Origin of the sequence: Paraburkholderia sp. MM5477-R1, from assembly GCF_050436385.1 — a bacterium.
Lineage (GTDB): Bacteria > Pseudomonadota > Gammaproteobacteria > Burkholderiales > Burkholderiaceae > Paraburkholderia > Paraburkholderia tuberum.
The window spans coordinates 2,423,274-2,440,025 of the sequence record NZ_JBNDMC010000007.1 but is presented as its reverse complement, the minus strand read 5'-3'; the positions used below and the strand labels follow the sequence as shown (position 1 = coordinate 2,440,025).

Annotated in this window: 17 protein-coding genes and 1 pseudogene; 11 read left to right on the top strand and 7 right to left on the bottom strand. The window is 64.7% G+C overall.

Translation table 11 applies throughout. The features are described from left to right. Window positions 1-97: 97 nt before the first annotated feature. The 4 genes from odhB to OKW35_RS40325 all read left to right on the top strand — a co-directional run bounded on the left by odhB (window position 98) and on the right by OKW35_RS40325 (window position 4,697). Window positions 98-1,372, top strand: coding sequence for a 2-oxoglutarate dehydrogenase complex dihydrolipoyllysine-residue succinyltransferase (odhB, locus tag OKW35_RS40340; RefSeq protein WP_429554974.1), 1,275 nt, complete (start codon window positions 98-100; stop codon window positions 1,370-1,372). 138 nt (window positions 1,373-1,510) lie between these two features. Then, entirely contained in the window at window positions 1,511-2,953 is a 1,443-nt protein-coding gene (gene lpdA, locus OKW35_RS40335) for a dihydrolipoyl dehydrogenase (protein WP_429357037.1), read from the top strand. An 88-nt stretch (window positions 2,954-3,041) separates the two neighbouring features. Next, entirely contained in the window at window positions 3,042-4,139 is a 1,098-nt protein-coding gene (zapE, locus tag OKW35_RS40330) for a cell division protein ZapE (RefSeq protein ID WP_090804139.1), read from the top strand. Window positions 4,140-4,238: 99 nt separating this feature from the next. Next, on the top strand, window positions 4,239-4,697 hold the full coding sequence (locus OKW35_RS40325) for a transposase (RefSeq protein ID WP_429554973.1): 459 nt from the start codon (window positions 4,239-4,241) through the stop codon (window positions 4,695-4,697). Window positions 4,698-4,856: 159 nt separating this feature from the next. On the opposite strand, the gene OKW35_RS40320 is transcribed toward OKW35_RS40325, so the two are convergent. Then, on the bottom strand, window positions 4,857-5,342 hold the full coding sequence (locus OKW35_RS40320; RefSeq protein WP_429406506.1) for a DUF2147 domain-containing protein: 486 nt from the start codon (window positions 5,340-5,342) through the stop codon (window positions 4,857-4,859). Between the two features lie 201 nt (window positions 5,343-5,543). Next, window positions 5,544-5,741: pseudogene (locus tag OKW35_RS40315) on the bottom strand (ShlB/FhaC/HecB family hemolysin secretion/activation protein); the annotation flags it as partial. Window positions 5,742-5,946: 205 nt separating this feature from the next. Here OKW35_RS40315 and OKW35_RS40310 point away from each other — a divergent pair. Further along, window positions 5,947-6,663, top strand: a complete 717-nt coding sequence (locus OKW35_RS40310; protein ID WP_429554972.1) for a DUF2968 domain-containing protein — start codon at window positions 5,947-5,949, stop codon at window positions 6,661-6,663. Between the two features lie 241 nt (window positions 6,664-6,904). Here OKW35_RS40310 and OKW35_RS40305 read toward each other — a convergent pair whose 3' ends face one another. After that, the gene (locus OKW35_RS40305; RefSeq protein ID WP_090805694.1) at window positions 6,905-7,096 is read right to left on the bottom strand and encodes a hypothetical protein; all 192 of its coding nucleotides are present in this window, start codon (window positions 7,094-7,096) and stop codon (window positions 6,905-6,907) included. Window positions 7,097-7,278: 182 nt separating this feature from the next. Here OKW35_RS40305 and OKW35_RS40300 point away from each other — a divergent pair, with 182 nt between their 5' ends. Then, window positions 7,279-7,506 carry a hypothetical protein gene (locus tag OKW35_RS40300; protein ID WP_429554971.1) on the top strand — a complete coding sequence of 76 codons (228 nt, stop codon included), beginning with the start codon at window positions 7,279-7,281 and terminating at the stop codon, window positions 7,504-7,506. A gap of 30 nt (window positions 7,507-7,536) precedes the next feature. Here OKW35_RS40300 and hfq read toward each other — a convergent pair whose 3' ends face one another. Then, complete coding sequence (hfq, locus tag OKW35_RS40295; protein ID WP_184066817.1) at window positions 7,537-8,022, bottom strand: RNA chaperone Hfq; 486 nt, start codon at window positions 8,020-8,022, stop codon at window positions 7,537-7,539. A gap of 437 nt (window positions 8,023-8,459) precedes the next feature. Here hfq and OKW35_RS40290 point away from each other — a divergent pair, with 437 nt between their 5' ends. The 5 genes from OKW35_RS40290 (at window position 8,460) to OKW35_RS40270 (ending at window position 12,257) form a co-directional block, all read left to right on the top strand. Then, the gene (locus OKW35_RS40290; RefSeq protein WP_167368637.1) at window positions 8,460-8,597 is read left to right on the top strand and encodes a hypothetical protein; all 138 of its coding nucleotides are present in this window, start codon (window positions 8,460-8,462) and stop codon (window positions 8,595-8,597) included. A 27-nt stretch (window positions 8,598-8,624) separates the two neighbouring features. Then, the gene (locus OKW35_RS40285) at window positions 8,625-9,185 is read left to right on the top strand and encodes a sigma-70 family RNA polymerase sigma factor (protein WP_429357042.1); all 561 of its coding nucleotides are present in this window, start codon (window positions 8,625-8,627) and stop codon (window positions 9,183-9,185) included. Then, window positions 9,185-10,093: an anti-sigma factor family protein gene (locus OKW35_RS40280; RefSeq protein ID WP_184066823.1), complete on the top strand. Its 909-nt coding sequence runs from the start codon at window positions 9,185-9,187 to the stop codon at window positions 10,091-10,093. The genes OKW35_RS40285 and OKW35_RS40280 overlap by 1 nt, the downstream gene beginning before the upstream one ends. 97 nt (window positions 10,094-10,190) lie before the next feature. Continuing rightward, window positions 10,191-11,768: an FAD-binding oxidoreductase gene (locus OKW35_RS40275; protein WP_429554970.1), complete on the top strand. Its 1,578-nt coding sequence runs from the start codon at window positions 10,191-10,193 to the stop codon at window positions 11,766-11,768. A 60-nt stretch (window positions 11,769-11,828) separates the two neighbouring features. Further along, on the top strand, window positions 11,829-12,257 hold the full coding sequence (locus OKW35_RS40270; protein WP_429554969.1) for a hypothetical protein: 429 nt from the start codon (window positions 11,829-11,831) through the stop codon (window positions 12,255-12,257). Here the strand turns inward: OKW35_RS40270 and OKW35_RS40265 are convergent. The 3 genes from OKW35_RS40265 to OKW35_RS40255 all read right to left on the bottom strand — a co-directional run bounded on the left by OKW35_RS40265 (window position 12,254) and on the right by OKW35_RS40255 (window position 16,705). Beyond that, entirely contained in the window at window positions 12,254-13,192 is a 939-nt protein-coding gene (locus OKW35_RS40265; protein ID WP_429554968.1) for a DUF1571 domain-containing protein, read from the bottom strand. The two genes, OKW35_RS40270 and OKW35_RS40265, sit on opposite strands and share 4 nt — an antisense overlap. Window positions 13,193-13,289: 97 nt before the next feature. Then, window positions 13,290-15,077 (bottom strand): AMP-binding protein, encoded by a 1,788-nt coding sequence (locus OKW35_RS40260; protein WP_429554967.1) that lies wholly within the window; start codon window positions 15,075-15,077, stop codon window positions 13,290-13,292. 326 nt (window positions 15,078-15,403) lie between these two features. Further along, the gene (locus tag OKW35_RS40255) at window positions 15,404-16,705 is read right to left on the bottom strand and encodes an acetyl-CoA C-acetyltransferase (RefSeq protein ID WP_429554966.1); all 1,302 of its coding nucleotides are present in this window, start codon (window positions 16,703-16,705) and stop codon (window positions 15,404-15,406) included. Between the last annotated feature and the right edge of the window lie 47 nt (window positions 16,706-16,752).

Sequence of the window (16,752 nt, the reverse complement as noted above, 5' to 3'; positions counted from 1 at the left end):
CGCCGAACGTTTCCCATGAGGTTCAGGCGCGGCGTTCACGGTTCGCAGGCGGTCGTGAAGAAGCGCCGTCACCCGATACGTAATCAGGATACTCATAATGGCTATTGTTGAAGTCAAGGTTCCCCAGCTCTCCGAGTCGGTCTCGGAGGCAACCATGCTGCAGTGGAAGAAGAAGCCCGGCGAGGCTGTCGCTCAGGACGAAATCCTCATCGAAATCGAGACCGACAAGGTCGTGCTCGAAGTGCCGGCACCGGCAGCAGGCGTGCTCGCGCAAGTCATTTCGAACGACGGCGACACGGTCACGGCTGAGCAGGTGATCGCGAAGATCGACACGGAAGGCACCGCAGGCGCCGCCGCTGTCGAAGCCGAAGTGAAGCCGGCTCCGGTCGCCGCCGCGGCTCCCGCACCGGCGGCTCAGGCCGCTGTCGCAACGGGGTCGAACACCGCTGCTTCGCCGGCTGCCGGCAAGCTGATGGCAGAGAAGGGTCTGGCTGCGGGCGACGTCGCCGGCACCGGCCGCGACGGCCGTATCACGAAGGGCGACGTGCTCGTCGCCGGCCAGGCTGCTCCGGCTGCCAAGGCTGCACCGGCTCCGGCTGCCGCACCGAAGGCTGCGAAGCCGTCGCTGCCGGACGTCAAGGCACCGGCATCGGCCGATCAATGGCTGAAGGACCGTCCGGAACAGCGCGTGCCGATGTCGCGTCTGCGTGCTCGTATCGCCGAGCGTCTGCTCGAGTCGCAGCAAACCAACGCCATCCTCACGACGTTCAACGAAGTGACCATGGCGCCGGTCATGGATCTGCGCAACAAGTACAAGGACAAGTTCGAGAAGGAACACGGCGTGAAGCTCGGCTTCATGTCGTTCTTCGTGAAGGCGGCTGTTCACGCGCTGAAGAAGTTCCCGCTCGTGAACGCGTCGATCGACGGTAACGACATCGTCTACCACGGCTACTTCGATATCGGTATCGCTGTCGGTTCGCCGCGCGGTCTGGTGGTGCCGATCCTGCGCAATGCAGATCAGCTGAGCCTCGCCGACATCGAGAAGAAGATCGCCGAATTTGGCCAGAAGGCGAAGGACGGCAAGCTGTCCATCGAAGAAATGACCGGCGGTACGTTCTCGATCTCGAACGGCGGCGTGTTCGGCTCGATGCTGTCCACCCCGATCATCAACCCGCCGCAGTCGGCGATTCTCGGCGTGCACGCCACCAAGGAACGCGCAGTGGTCGAAAACGGCCAGATCGTGATCCGCCCGATGAACTACCTCGCGCTGTCGTACGACCACCGTATCATCGACGGCCGCGAAGCAGTGCTGTCGCTGGTCGCGATGAAGGATGCGCTGGAAGATCCGGCTCGCCTGCTGCTCGACCTGTAAGCGCACGTTCCACCGACGCCGGCCCGCGGTTTGCGCGGGCCGGCGTCATCCGTAGCACGTCTTTAGCATTCCGCAGTACAGGAACGGCGCGCGCCACCTCGGGTGGCCCGGCGCCGTTCCGCCATCAAAGGGATTGTCATGTCCAAAGAATTTGACGTCGTCGTGATCGGCGCAGGCCCTGGCGGTTATATCGCCGCCATCCGCGCAGCGCAGCTCGGCAAGACCGTCGCATGTATCGAAAAGTGGAAGAACCCGGCCGGCACGCTGAAGCTCGGCGGCACCTGCCTGAACGTCGGCTGCATTCCGTCGAAGGCGCTGCTCGCTTCGTCGGAAGAGTTCGAGAACGCGTCGCATCACCTTGCCGACCACGGCATCTCGGTGGAAAACGTTTCGGTCGATATCTCGAAGATGATGGGCCGCAAGGACGGCATCGTCGAGAAGATGACCAAGGGCATCGAATTCCTGTTCCGCAAGAACAAGATCACGTGGCTCAAGGGCCATGGCAAGTTCACCGGCAAGACGGACGCCGGCGTGCAGATCGAAGTGAGCGGCGAAGGCGAAGATGGTGCAAGCAGCGAAGTCGTCACGGCGAAGAACGTGATCATCGCAACGGGTTCGAAGGCGCGTCATCTGCCGGGCATTCCGGTCGACAACAAGCTGATCGCCGACAACGAAGGCGCACTGTCGTTCGACACGGCACCGAAGAAGCTCGCCGTGATCGGCGCAGGCGTGATCGGTCTGGAACTCGGCTCGGTGTGGCGCCGCCTCGGCGCGGACGTGACCGTGCTCGAAGCGCTGCCGGAATTCCTCGGCGTGGCTGACCAGGCGCTGTCGAAGGAAGCGGCCAAGCAGTTCAAGAAGCAAGGTCTCGACATCCAAGTCGGCGTGAAGGTCGGCGAAGTGAAGACGAGCGCGAACGGCGTGACGATCGCCTACACGGACAAGGACGGCAACGCGCAGACGCTCGAAGCCGACCGCCTGGTCGTGTCGGTCGGCCGCGTGCCGAACACCGACAACCTCGGCCTCGAAGCGATCGGCCTGAAGGCCAACGAGCGCGGCTTCATCGACGTGGACGACCACTGCGCGACGGCCGTGCCGAACGTGTACGCGATCGGTGACGTGGTGCGTGGCCCGATGCTCGCGCACAAAGCTGAGGACGAAGGCGTGCTGGTTGCCGAAGTGATCGACGGTCAGAAGCCGCACATCGACTACAACTGCATTCCGTGGGTGATCTACACCGAACCGGAAATCGCGTGGGTCGGCAAGACGGAGCAGCAACTGAAAGCGGAAGGCCGCGAGATCAAGACCGGCCAGTTCCCGTTCATGGCGAACGGCCGCGCGCTCGGCATCAACAAGGCGGACGGTTTCGTCAAGATGATCGCCGACGCGACGACCGACGAACTGCTCGGCGTGCACATCATCTCGGCGAACGCATCGGACCTGATCGCGGAAGCCGTGGTGGCGATGGAGTTCAAGGCGGCGTCGGAAGACATCGGCCGTATTTGCCATCCGCACCCGTCGCTGTCGGAAGTCATGCGCGAAGCGGCACTCGCCGTCGACAAGCGCGCGCTGAACATGTAAGCACGCACGCCTGACCGAAACGCAACCTTGGCATCACCAAAGGCGGGCGGGGTTCAATCCCTCCCGCCTTTCTTTTTGCAGCAACACGATGAACGTCACCGAATACTACGAAAAAGAACTGCAGACGCGCGGTTATCAATCCGATCCGGCGCAGCGCGCGGCGGTCGACCGCCTGCAGCGGTGCTATGAAGAGTGGGTCGCATACAAGTCGCGCCGCTCGAACGCGTTCAGAAAGCTGATCATTCACCCCGATCTGCCGCGCGGCGTGTACATGTGGGGCGGCGTGGGCCGCGGCAAGAGCTTCCTGATGGACAGCTTCTACATGATCGTGCCGTTGCATCGCAAGACCCGTCTGCACTTCCACGAGTTCATGCGCGAAGTGCATCGCGAACTCGAAGAACTCAAAGGCCGGGCCGATCCGCTCGACGAACTCGCGCGGCGCATTGCGAAGCGCTATCGGCTGATCTGTTTCGACGAATTCCATGTGTCGGATATCGCCGACGCGATGATCCTGTATCGCCTGCTCGACAAGCTGTTCGAGAACGGCGTGCAGTTCGTGATGACGTCAAACTACGCGCCCGACACGCTGTACCCGGACGGCCTGCATCGCGACCGCATGCTGCCCGCGATCGAACTGATCAAGCAGAAGCTCGACGTGATCAACGTCGACGCGGGGATCGATTATCGCCAGCGCACGCTCGCGCAGGTGGAGGTCTATCACACGCCACTGGACGCCGCCGCCGGCAAGGCGCTGCGGGACGCCTTCGCGCGCCTCGCCGCGGTGCCCGACGAAAGCCCGCTGCTGCATATCGAGAAGCGCGAGCTGAAGGCGCTGCGCCGCGCGGACGGCGTGGTCTGGTTCGACTTCGCGACGCTGTGCGGGGGCCCGCGCTCGCAGAACGACTACCTCGAACTCGCGACCCGCTTTCACGCGGTGATCCTGTCGGACGTGCCGCAGATGTCGGTGCGCATGGCGTCGGAAGCGCGCCGCTTCACGTGGCTCATCGACGTGTTTTACGACCACAAGGTCAAGCTGTTGATGTCGGCTGCGGTGCCGCCGGAGCAGTTGTACGTCGACGGTCCGATGGCTAATGAATTCACGCGTACGGTGTCGCGCATCGTCGAGATGCAGTCGAAGGAGTATCTCGACACGCCGCGCCGGATCGTCGACACGTCCCTAACCTGAGCTACCGCGCACGACATATTTTCAGGATTCGGAGTGGTCTGATATTCCGCGCACGGATGACTGGCTATCTTTTGTCGTTGTTCTGACAAAGGAGGAAGCATGAACCCGTATCGCGAAATCACCGATGAAGAATGGCAGCGCGTTGCGCCACTGCTGCCCGAACTCCGGCCGCGTACCGAAATGCGTGGCCGTCCACTTGCCGATACCCGCTCGGTGCTCAACGGCGTGCTTTGGGTCATGTATAACGGCGCCACCTGGTCCAAAATGCCGCGCCGCTACCCGTCATATCAGACCTGTCATCGCCGCTTCAAGTCGTGGTACGAATCGGGCGTGCTCAAGCACGTCACGGAGCAACTGCTCGGCACCGCGAGCGAAGATTTCTGCAGATTGATGGAAGCGCGTATGCGTATGCACGCGAGCGTGCGGCACAAGCGCGCCGCGTCCAAGCGCGTGCCCGCGGCGTTTCGTATTCCGGCCGCCGCATACGATCCGGTACCGGCCACGTCGGTGCCGGCGTCGCCGATCGCTTACGCTGCACCGCTCAAGCAGGCAGCATGAGCATCGCAAACAGCTTGCCCCAATGAAAACGGCCGCGCGATTCTTGATCGCCGGCCGTTTTTTATGTTGCACCTCCTGACGCAGAGCGCGCATCGTTGCAGCATCATGCGCACATTCAGGCGACGTGCCAGGCGCCACGCATGCGCCGCACGTCGACCCTCATTGCTGCCGTATCCACGTTTGCGAGCGGCCAAGCAGCGCGACCCCAATGTAGCCACGCACCACGAGCTTGTTGCCGTCGTCCTCGAGATGCATCTTGCATTTGTAGACCTTGCCGTTTTCAGGATCGAGAATCTGGCCGTGATCCCATGCGTCGCCATCCTTCTTCATGCTGTTGATGATGGTCATGCCGAGGACCGGTTGATCCTTGCGCGCGTCGGTGCATTCGGTGCAACGGCGATCCGGCTGGTCGTTCGCGCCGAGACCCTTGATAACCTTGCCGTTCAGTTCGCCATTGCCGTCTTGTGTGATCTGCACGAGCGCCTTCGGCTGGCCCGTGTGATCGTCGATGGTTTGCCACGTGCCGATCGGTGTATCGGTCTGCGCCATCGCGGTCACGGCGCTGGCGAGCAGGGCGCCGGCGAGCGCGGCGTGACGGGCGGTGCGCAGCGCAAGCGCGCTGGCACGTCGAGTGAATTGCGTCATTGCCTTCCTCCTTGATATGAGACAGCGCGATCATGGTCGCGCGGCGTTATGGGCGTCGTGGTCGGATGTGCGGTACCGGCCCTCGCGATGCGCAACGATGCCAGCGGTGTGCCGTTTGCAGCGTCAGCGCAGAATACGCGAAAGTGCATGTGTCGTTTGATAGTGGAGCTTCTAATCCGCTCGCGGCACTTCTGAAGCGTGTCAATTCAGCTGGTAGCAGAACCTCGCGTTGATGCGCGGACTGTGCGATGCGCTCTCCACCGGCGCATCACCGACCGCTTTTCCGACGGACACATCGAGGCTGTAGCAGTGCGCATATGTGAAGCCGAGCGTGACCGGCCGGTTGGCCTCGACCGTCGCGCCCCAGCCGGAATCGCCCGACGCATCGCCCGGCTCATGGCATGTCCTTGCCGACGAGCGATCAGCGGCAGGGAATCGAACGGATCGTCGTCTACCGCCGCGCCGGTGAGGCGGGACTGCGCTTGTGCCTGTTATAGAAGCAAACGCGCAAGTACCATATTTTCGACGAAGAGCCCGAAACCCGCCAAAGTGAGTAATAATTCCCCGTTTTCTACTAAAACAAAATCTGTTCAACAGGTATCACATGGACCGAAAGTCGAAGCTACGAGAGATTGCTCTGGCCGCATGCATCGTATTGGGGGCCCTTCAGGGCGCGAATGCACAGGCTCTGCAGAACAGTGGTGCGAGCGGTACGGTCGTGTCCCAGCCGGGTACGACGAGTGCGTTGCCCGACACCTCGCAGGCCGGCCAGGCGGAAACCACTGCACTGACGCCGGATGAAAACCGGCAATCCGCCACCGGGAACGTGGCTGAATTGCAGCAGATGATCCACGGGCCGGATCTGAGCGAATTGCGCACCACGTATAACGGCAGCTATGGCGCGAGCCTGCTGTTCTACGGCAAGGAGATGACCTACTACATCGCGCTGTTCCAGCAGAAAAACTTCTGGCGCGTGATCAAGTCGCAGGACGCCGCGCGCGCCGAGCTGATCTACAAGGATTTCGCGCGGCAGACGATGCAACTGTCGGACATCGAGATCCGCCGTACGCAACTCGAAGCGCAGAAGGCGTTCACGCAGCGCATGGTCGCGCTGTCGCAGGAACGCGCGAGCCGGCTGCAGGCCGACCTCGACGTCGCGCGTCAGCAGCAAAGCATCGTCGCGAGCCAGCAGGAGCAGAAGCGCGCCGAGGCGACCGAACTGGCGCAGCAGAAGGCCGCCGCGCAGGATCAGTTGCGCGTCGCCCAGCGCCAGGTGCGCGACCTGCAGCGTCAGCTCAATAGCGGCTTGCCGGTGCATTGAGCACGACGGTGTGAGCCTGGGTGGAGTGGCGGGACGGCGCGGAAATCGGTGCGCCGTCCGGCTCGTCCGCGGGCGTTACCGTTGTTATGTTTGAGCGGTGCTTTCCATACCCCGCCAGCCCGCGCATCGCACTTTTACCGCCGGGCTTTTCGGCATTTGCACTCGGCATTTTTCGCGAGCCCTGACGGCTCGTTGCCGCGTCGTTGTGCGCCGCCGTCGTACGACGCAAGACGGCGCGACTTCAATGCCGCTTGCGCGTATCCGCTTGCGTTTTGCGCATCCGTTCGCGAGGCGGCTGCGTCACGTCGACGGCGATCGGATCGCTGGCGGGAAAGCTTTCCATCAGCGCTTCGTCGAGCCGCGTATCGGCGGACGTCGGGGGCGTCCGGCGCGTGCGCGCCGGTCGGGAGGCATGCTGGTTTTTGCTGGTCATGGCGCGCTCCATCGGTAGAGGGTCGATCATTCAGCATAGCGCATCGCGGCTATCGGCGAACGACCGCCAGATGGCGCAGGCGCGTCGTTTAAAGCCGGCTGGCATCGATTCGTTCTCCGAGTGTCCCGGCCGCGCTCGAGCCGCGAACGACACCTCCATCGATCCATCACACAGCGAACCAGATGAACGGGAAAAAGCCGGCGGGCTCGCGACGAGTGCTCGCAGCCCACGTCGTGGAAGCCGAACTGGAACACCTGGATTGGGCGACGCGGCAACCGGCGCTGCACCTGTTCGACGCCGGCTACTGGCGCCGCCGCGTGCTGGCGGTCAAGGGGAGATTCGAGCTGACCGAGCGTCAGCTGACCCAACTGGAGAAAATTCCGCGGCGCCTCGGTTCGTCCGCGCAGTAGCGAGGCGCGGCCGCTACAGCTTCTTCGTATTTATTCCTGATTGCCGCCGGGGCTGCCGCCGCCGTGGTTGCCGCCATGATTGCCGCCATGATTGCCGCTTTCGCCGCCGGTGCCGAACAGACGCCGCCGCCGCGTGACGACCACCGGACCTTCGGAGTTGCCGCTGCGCTCGCTCGGCGCGCGTTCCGCCGACGGCGTGCCGTACGATTCACGCCCTTCGCGCGGCTCGCGATGTTCGCGCGAACCATGGGGACCGCGCGCGCCATGTTCGCCATGCGACGTTCGGCCCGTGCGCGGCGCCGGCCGCGTGCCGGTGTCGAGCTGGATCGTGGAGATCGCGCGCTTGTAGATGCCTTGCAGGCCAACCGGCGTGCGCAGCATCACCAGGTACTGATCGAACGACTCGATGCATCCGGTCAGGCGGATGCCGTTGACCAGATAGATTTCGACGCGCTTTCGTTCCTTGCGCGCAGCGTTCATGAAGTCGTTTTGCGGATGCGATTCTGCGGAAGCCATGGACAATTCAGGTTAGATAGACGGTGGTTCGCCGCGATTTTACCCTTTCTACCCTATGCGGGGGCAGAACGCGTCGACGGGGCGAACTTTGTCCACTATAACGACTTGTGAGCACATAAGCATCCGATAACGTGGGACTGTAACGTTGAGTTACGAATCAGCTGGTCAATGTCGTCTTCTTCCGGTCTCTCCAGGCATTGCCGGCATGGTTGGCGGAAAAGGAAGAACATAGGGGCATGTTGCGCGACCACGGCGGCGGCGCCGAAGCGCCGCGAAAAGCCCGGAGAAACAGCGCAGCGAAACAGCGCCACGACGGCGATGGAATAAACCACGCGATCGCGGCGTTGAGTCCAGTATGGCAGTACCGCATTCCGCGGCCTGCCGCCCGCCGCGCCGGTCGGTCGATCGCGTGCCGGGCATCTGCCAGGAGGCTCACCATGAAAGCATCCCGTATTCTGTCAGCGCTCTTCGTCCTGCTCGCGCTCGCGTGCGGCTCCCTCGCGCACGCGGCCGATACCGACAACGCCGCGTCGGGTTCGAGCAACAACAGCAACAGCAGCGGCGGCGGCTACTAACGCCGCGACCGGGCGCTGGCACGCCGGGTGACATTCGAAGCGGAAGTGATCGCGTGGCTGCCCCAGCTGCGCCGCTATGCGCGCGCGCTGACGGGCGACCGCGCCTGGGCCGACGATCTCGTGCAGGATACGGCGGAGCGCGCGCTTGCGCGCTGGTCGGCATTCCGGCCGAACAGCAACCTGCGCGCGTGGCTGCTGACGATCCTGCGGCATCTGTACATCGACCAGCTGCGCGGGCGCCGCGAGATCGCCGTCGACGACGAAAGCGCGCCGTGGCGCAATCTCGAGGCGCCGCAAGGTGAGGTCGACGGTCTGGTGCTGCGCGACGTGCAGCGCGCGCTGTACTGCCTGCCGCTCGAGCAGCGTGAGGTGCTGCTGCTGGTGTGCGTCGAGGAGCTGTCGTACCAGCAGGCATCGAGCGCGCTGGGGGTGCCGATCGGTACGGTGATGTCGCGGCTGTCGCGGGCGCGCGAGCATATGCGCGCGTTGCTGTGCGAGGAGCCGCCAGGACCGATGCACGGACCGCAGCCCCGTGCGCCGCGGGCGGCGCATAAAGTCGCGCCGCTGAAAGTGGTGAGAAACCGATAATGAACAACGACGACTCCGATTCCGGCTTGCATGACGAGCTCGATCTGCGCGCGCTGTCGGCCTATGTCGATGGCGAATTGCCGGAAGAGCAGCGCGCCGCGATCGAAACGCAGCTTCGCCAGCATCCGCAGGCCACCGCGCGCGTGGCCGCGTGGCGCGCGCAGAAGGCGGCGCTGCGGGCGCTGTGCGGCGCGCCGGACAGCGATGCGCGGCAAGCGCAAGCAGGGCAGCGGGCCGACGATCGGCAGCAAGCCGCTGAAGCCGGCGAGCGAAGCTATGCAGGCAGCCAGCCCACGGAGGCGGAGGAGCCGGCTTTTATCGTCGTGCGTCGGACGCGGCCGTGGTGGCAGCGCGCGGGTCTCGCCGCCTGCTGGCTCGCGGCTGGCGCCGGGCTCGCGCTGGCGCTCGGTCCGCTCGCGCCGCGGCTGACCGGCGGCGCGTGGAGCGGCTTCGGCGGACAGCCGGCCGGTTTTGCGCAGCGCGCGGATGTCGCGTACGCGGTGTACTCGCCGGAGCGGCGTCATCCGGTCGAAGTCGCCGCGAGCGAAGAGGAGCATCTGATCACCTGGCTGTCGAAGCGGCTGAATCGTCCGCTGTCGGTGCCGTCGCTGCAGGAGTATGGTTATTCGCTGGTGGGCGGCCGGCTGTTGCCCGGCGAGGCCGGGCCGGCTGCGCAGTTCATGTACGAGAACCAGACCGGCGCGCGCCTGACGCTGTACGTGACCGGCGTCACCCGCAACGAAACCGCGTTCCGCCTGTTTCGCGACGGCAACCGCCGCACCTTCTACTGGATCAGCGACGGCATGGGCTACGCGCTGTCTGGCGCGATCGCGGAAGGCAAGCTGCGCGAGATCGCGATCGACGTGTGCAGCGAGCTCGGTGGTAAGCCCGAGACGTGGCAGCAGTAGCGGGCGGTAGCGTGTCGTCAAGGCCGTCAGCGGCGACGCACGCATAGCTTGCCCGCGCGACTGCACCCGCGGGTTGCCCGACCGACAAGGAGACGCCTTGCCCCAGACGCTGCCGCCCAACCTGTCCGCCGCGCAGTTCGACCGGGCGCTCGCCGGCTGGCGCGCGATCGTCGGTGAAGCGCACGTGCTGCGTTCCGACGCCGGCCTCGCCGCCTATGTCGATCCGTTCGCTCCTGGCGAGCCGGGGGCGTTTGTCGCGAGCGCCGCGCTGCTGCCCGCGTCGGTCGATGAAATCCGCGCGGTGCTGCGCATCGCCAATCAGTACCGGATTCCGCTGTGGACCGTGTCGACCGGGCGCAACTTCGCATACGGCGGCGCGGCGCCGCGTCTCAGCGGCTCGGTCGTGCTCGACTTGCAGCGCATGAACCGCATCCTCGAAGTCAACGAAACGCTCGCCTATGCGCTGGTCGAACCGGGCGTCAGCTATTTCGATCTGTACGCGCATCTGCGCGACAAGGGCTACAAGCTGTGGGTCGATCCACCGGCTGCCGGCTGGGGCAGCGTGGTCGGCAACACGCTGGAGCGCGGCTTCGGCTATACCGACTACGGCGATCACGCGGCGGCCCAATGCGGGATGGAGGTCGTGCTCGCCAACGGCGACGTGCTGCGCACCGGCATGGGCGGCGTCGAGATCGGCACTGCGTGGCAGCTGTATCAGCCGGGCTACGGGCCGTCGTTCGATGCGATGTTCATGCAGTCGAACTACGGCATCGTGACGAAACTCGGCGTGTGGCTGATGCCCGCGCCGCCCGCGTATCTGCTCGGCGAAATCCAGTTTCGTCGCGAGGCCGATCTGGAGGAGATCGTCGAGATTCTGCGGCCGTTGCGGCTCGACGCCACGATCCGCAATCACGCAGTGATCGAGGGCGGATTGCGGCGCGCGGCGAGCCTGTCGCCACGCCGGCAGTGGTACGACGGCGCGGGCGCGATGCCCGGGAGCGCGGTGCAGGCGATGCTCGACAAACTCGGCGTCGGACGCTGGAACCTGCATTTCGCGCTGTACGGCACGCCCGAATTGATCGATGCGCGCTACGCGCTGATCGAGCGCGCGTTCGCGCGTGTGCCGGAGGCGCGGCTCATGGCGGCGCGCTATGCGGGCGATGCTCAGCCGACTGGCGGCGGCGATCGCAACATGGCCGGCATTCCCGCGATGACCGCGTTTCGCATGCTCGACTGGCGCGGCGGCGCGGGCGCGCACGTCGACTTCGCGCCGATCTGTCCGGCGACCGGGCGCGACGCGATGCGCCAGTACACGATGGTGAAAGCGCGCGCCGCCGAATACGGCTTCGACTACTACGGTGGCTTCACCGCGGGCGCGCGGCATCTGCATCATATTTTCGCGGCGATTTTCGATCGCGACGACGCGAACCAGGTGGAGCAGGCCGGCGCGCTGCTGCGCTCGCTGATGAGCGACGCGCGCGCGGCCGGCTACGGCGAATATCGCGCGCATCTCGCGTACATGGATTTCGCGGCCGCGCAATACAGCTTCAACGACGGTGCGTCGCTGCGCTTCGCCGAAACGCTGAAGGATGCGCTCGATCCGAACGGCATTCTCGCGCCGGGCAAGCAGGGCATCTGGCCGGCGGCGTGGCGCGACCGGCGCGGGTACACGTGAACGACGCGTACGGACACGCACGGCAGACCGAAGCGCAAACAGAACGGAACGTACACGCCAATGGATCGACGCACTTTCATGCTCACCGGTGCATGCCTCGCGACGGCCGCGGGCGGCGCATGGCCGTGGCTCGCGCGAGCCGCCGCGTGCGCTGACAATGCGCGCGCGTTCGCGATCGTCGACTCGACGCTCGAATGCGGCGCGTCGTTCGCACGCTATGCCGCGCATCTTCGCTTGCCGACCTTCGAAACCGGCGACGATGCGGGTGCGCTCTGGTTCACCACACTTGCGCCACTGCTCGACGATGGGCGGACCCCGCACGCGATGCCCGCGCTGATCGGCTTCACGCGCGCGTCCGATTACTTCGTCCTGCAACACCTCGCGCTTCGCACGGGACGCTTCGTCGAGCATCGTCACGAAGCGCGCGAGGGGCTGGACGCGCAACCCGCCCACGTGGCCTTCGCGCTGACGCCGCGCAGCGCGCGCTAGAACTTATAGTCCTTGTTCTTTGGATCGAAGGTCGAATCGTCGAATGTCCTCGGCGTGATGCTCTCGAACACGATCTGCTCGAAAATCTTGCCGTCGTTGTCGTAAGACTGGACGCTGCGAAAGAACGGATGACGCAGATCGAGCCCGAGCGTTTCCTTTTTCGCGTAGAACTGTGGCTGGCCGACCGGTGTTTCGAACGTGAACGCGACGACGCGCACACCGTCGATGGTCTTCACTTCGATCCGCACCGAACGCGGCAAGCCGGCCTCGGTGTATTTTTTTCCTTCACTCAGGTATTGATCGGCAACGTACTCGGTGCCGAGATCGCGCACGCTGTGATTCGATTGCGAGCGTGCGAGCGCGCCGGTCAGCGACGTCCACAACGGCATCACGTTCATGATGCCGCCGAGGTGGCCGTAGGTTTCGTCGCTACGTTTCGATTCGTCGTAGATGATTTCCTGGCCCGCGTGCGCGCCGTCGGGCAGCCACTTCGCGTAGATGCGCAGCGGGTCGTGCGCGACGCGCACCAGCATGTGATCGGGCTTGTCGGGCCAGATGCCGCGAATGCGCTCGGAGCGCGACATCGTGAACTCGTACGACGGGTAGTCGTTCGGCCCTTCCTTGATATAGCGCGGCAGCGCGAGCGGATCGAGCGACTGGAACAGCGCGACCAGTTGCGCGTCGTCGAGCTTTTCGAGCGTGCCGCTTTGCTGCGCGGCGCGCAGCCATTTGACCTGCTGGTCGAGCGTCAGCATGCCGACCTGCGCGGCCGGCGTGGTGGGCGGCTTGACGGCGCTCGCGGTGTTGAGCGGGGGCGGGCGATCGTCGTTCTGCGCGAAGGCCGTCGGCACCGACAGCAGGCCGAGCGCGACGAGCAGCGCACCCAGCAAGCGCTGTCGCCGGCGATGCGAACGGGCGGTCATGCGGTGCTTCATGAATTTCTCCAGAAAGTGACGCGGCCGCTCATGCAACCTGCAAGGCAATAACGCGAAGCAACAAAGCAATAACGCTTTGAAGCAACGCTTATTCCCGTCAGGCGGACTTCTGTTTCGCGAGTTCCTCGTCGCGCAACGCACGGCGCAGAATTTTGCCGACGTTGGTTTGCGGCAGCTCGTCGCGGAACTCCACCAGCTTCGGCACCTTGTAGCCAGTCAGATTCTTGCGGCAGTACGCAATCACCTGCTCGGCGGTCAGTGTCGGCGTGCGCCGCACGATGAACACCTTCACGCGCTCGCCTTGCGCGGGGTCGGACACGCCGATCGCGGCGACTTCGCGCACGTCCGGATGCGCGGCGATCACGTCCTCGATTTCGTTCGGATACACGTTGAAGCCCGACACGAGGATCATGTCCTTCTTGCGATCGATCAGACGGATAAAGCCGCGCGAGTCCATCACGCCGATGTCGCCGGTCGCAAGCCAGCCGTCGTCGTCGATCACCTTCGCGGTTTCGTCGGGGCGGTTCCAGTAGCCCTTCATGACCTGCGGGCCCTTCACGCACAGCTCGCCCGCCTCGCCGATATTGGCCCAACTGCCGTCGTCTTTCCTGAAGCGCACCTGCGTGGACGGCGCGGGCAAGCCGATCGAGCCCTCGAAGTCGCGCAGATTGGTCAGATCGACCGGATTCATCGAGACGATCGGCGAGCACTCGGTGAGTCCGTAGCCCTCGATGATCGGCTTGCCCGTCACCGCCTTGAAGCGCTCGGCGACGGCTTTCTGCGTCGCCATGCCGCCCGCCATCGCGAGCTTCAGGTCCGAGAAGTCGCGCCGACAGAATTCCTCGTTGTCGAGGAACGCGTTATAGAGCGTGTTGACCGCGGTCATGCCGGTGAATTTTTCGTGACGGATGATCATCATCACGCGCTTCATGTCGCGCGGATTCGCGATCAGGATGTTGCGCCCGCCGAGCCCCATGAAGATCAGCGCATTCACGGTCAGCGAGTAGATGTGATAAAGCGGCAGCGGCGTGAGCACCGTTTCGCCCTCGCCGGACAGCTGCCCCGCGGCCCACGCCTTCGCCTGCAACAGATTGGCGAGGATGTTCCGGTGCGTGAGCATCGCGCCTTTCGCGACGCCGGTCGTGCCGCCCGTGTATTGCAGGAACGCGATGTCTTCGTGGGTCGCGCGCACCGGTGTATGCGGCCGCGCATAACCGGCCGAAAGCGCTGTCAGGAGCGGCACCGCCTGCGGCAGCTTGTAAGGGGGCACCATCTTTTTCACGTGACGCAGCATGAAATTGAGCAGGTGTCCCTTCAGGTTCGCGCCGTCGGCGAGCAGATCGCCGAGCCCGGTCACGATCACGTTGCGCACCTTGGTGCCGGGCAATGCATCTTCGAGCGTCTTCGCGAAGTTCTCGAATACGACGATCGTCTGCGCGCCGCTGTCCTTTAGCTGGTGCGCGAGTTCGCGCACCGTGTAGAGCGGATTCACGTTGACGACCACCGCGCCCGCCTTGATCGTGCCGAACAGCGCGACCGGATACTGGAACGTGTTCGGCAGCATGATCGCGACGCGCTCGCCCGGCTCCACGCCGATGCTTTGCAGGTACGCCGCGAACGCGCTCGCCTTGCGGCCCAGTTCACCGTACGTCAGGTTCGCGCCGACGCTCACGTACGCGACGCGCTCGCGGAACTGTGCGATGCATTCGTCGAAGAACTGATCGATCGACTCGTATTGCGTGACGTCGATGTCGCGCGGCACGTCGTCCGGATAGGACGCGTACCAGATGCCGTCGGTGTTCGGAGCGGGGTGGGGCACCGGGTTTTGACGAGGCGTGCCGCCTGCGTCCGGCACGTGCAGCGGGGCTTGGGTGGGCTCGGTCATCGGTTGCCTCCTGAAAATGTTGGTATGCGCTGCCGCGCTAGGGCCTGTTCACGCTAATAACGGGCTTGCGAACGTGCCTTTGCGCGCGTAGTGCAAGGAGAGAGGAGCGCCGTTTGGCCGAGCCAAACAAGCGACGACCGACGCCGCAATACGCGCGCAAAGGCACGTTCCCCTGTTTTAAAAAAATCCTTCCCGGGGCTGGCCGCCAGAAGGGCCGATCGCCGCGTCATGCTCCTTGCGAATACGTCGAGTATTCGCTGCGTCGCAATCCTTACGCTCGGCCCTTCTGGCGGCCAGCGCAAGCCCGTTATTAGCGTGAACAGGCCCTAGCGTTCCAGAATCGCGACGACCCCCTGGCCGCCCGCCGCGCAGATCGAGATCAGCCCGCGTGCGCTGCCGGCCGGTTTGTCGAGTTGCGCCAGCATCTTTGCGAGCGCGGCGACGATACGTCCGCCCGTCGCCGCAAACGGATGGCCGGTCGCGAGCGAACCGCCGTTCACGTTGAGCCTGGTGCGGTCGATCGCACCGAGCGCGCCGGCGAGGCCAAGCTGCGTGCGGCAATATTCGTCATCCTGCCATGCCGCGAGCGTGCACAACACCTGAGCCGCGAACGCTTCGTGGATTTCGTAGAAATCGAAGTCCTGCAGCGTGAGGCCGGCGCGCGCGAGCATGCGCGGCACCGCGTAGGCGGGCGCCATCAGAAGGCCTTCCTGCTGGTCGAAAAAGTCGACCGCTGCGGTTTCCGACCAGCTCAGATACGCGAGCACGGGCAAGCCACGCTCGGCCGCCCACGCTTCGCTCGCGAGCAGTACCGCGGATGCGCCATCGGTCAGCGGCGTCGAGTTGCCGGCGGTCAGCGTGCCCGCGTCGCGGTCGAACACGGGCTTCAGGTTCGCAAGCCTTTCGAGCGACAGGTCGGCGCGCAGGTTGTTGTCGCGCGCGAGGCCTTTGTACGGCGTCATCAGATCGTTGACGAAGCCGCGCGCGTACGCATCGGCGAGCTTGCGATGGCTCTCGTACGCGAGCACGTCCTGCGCCTCGCGCGAGATGTTCCAGCGCTTGGCCATCAGCTCGCAATGCTCGCCCATCGACAGCCCCGTGCGGGGCTCGCCGTTGCGCGGCAACAGCGGCTTGAACAACATGCCAGGCCGCAGCCTGCTGAGTGCGGCGAGACGCTGACCGGTACTCTTGCCGCGATTCGCTTCGAGCAGGATCTTGCGCATGCGCTCGTTGACGCCGATCGGCGCGTCGGACGTGGTATCGACGCCGCCCGCGATGCCCGCGTCGATCTGCCCGAGCGCGATCTTGTTGGCGACGAGGATCGCGGCTTCGAGGCCGGTGCCGCAGGCCTGCTGCACGTCGTAGGCGGGTGTTTCCTTCGCGAGCGTGGTGGACAGCACGGACTCGCGCGTCAGGTTGAAGTCGCGCGAATGCTTGATGACGGCGCCCGCCGCGACTTCGCCGAGACGCGCGCCGTGCAGGTCATAGCGATCGATCAGCCCTTGCAGCGTGAAGCTCAGCATGTCCTGATTCGATGCGCTCGCGTACGCGGTGTTCGAGCGGGCGAACGGAATCCGGTTGCCCCCGATGACGGCGACGCGGCGCACGGCAGGTTGCGGGTGGGACATACTCGGCTCCTTTGGGTCGTTCCCAGATTATTGGTCGATGCGAACGG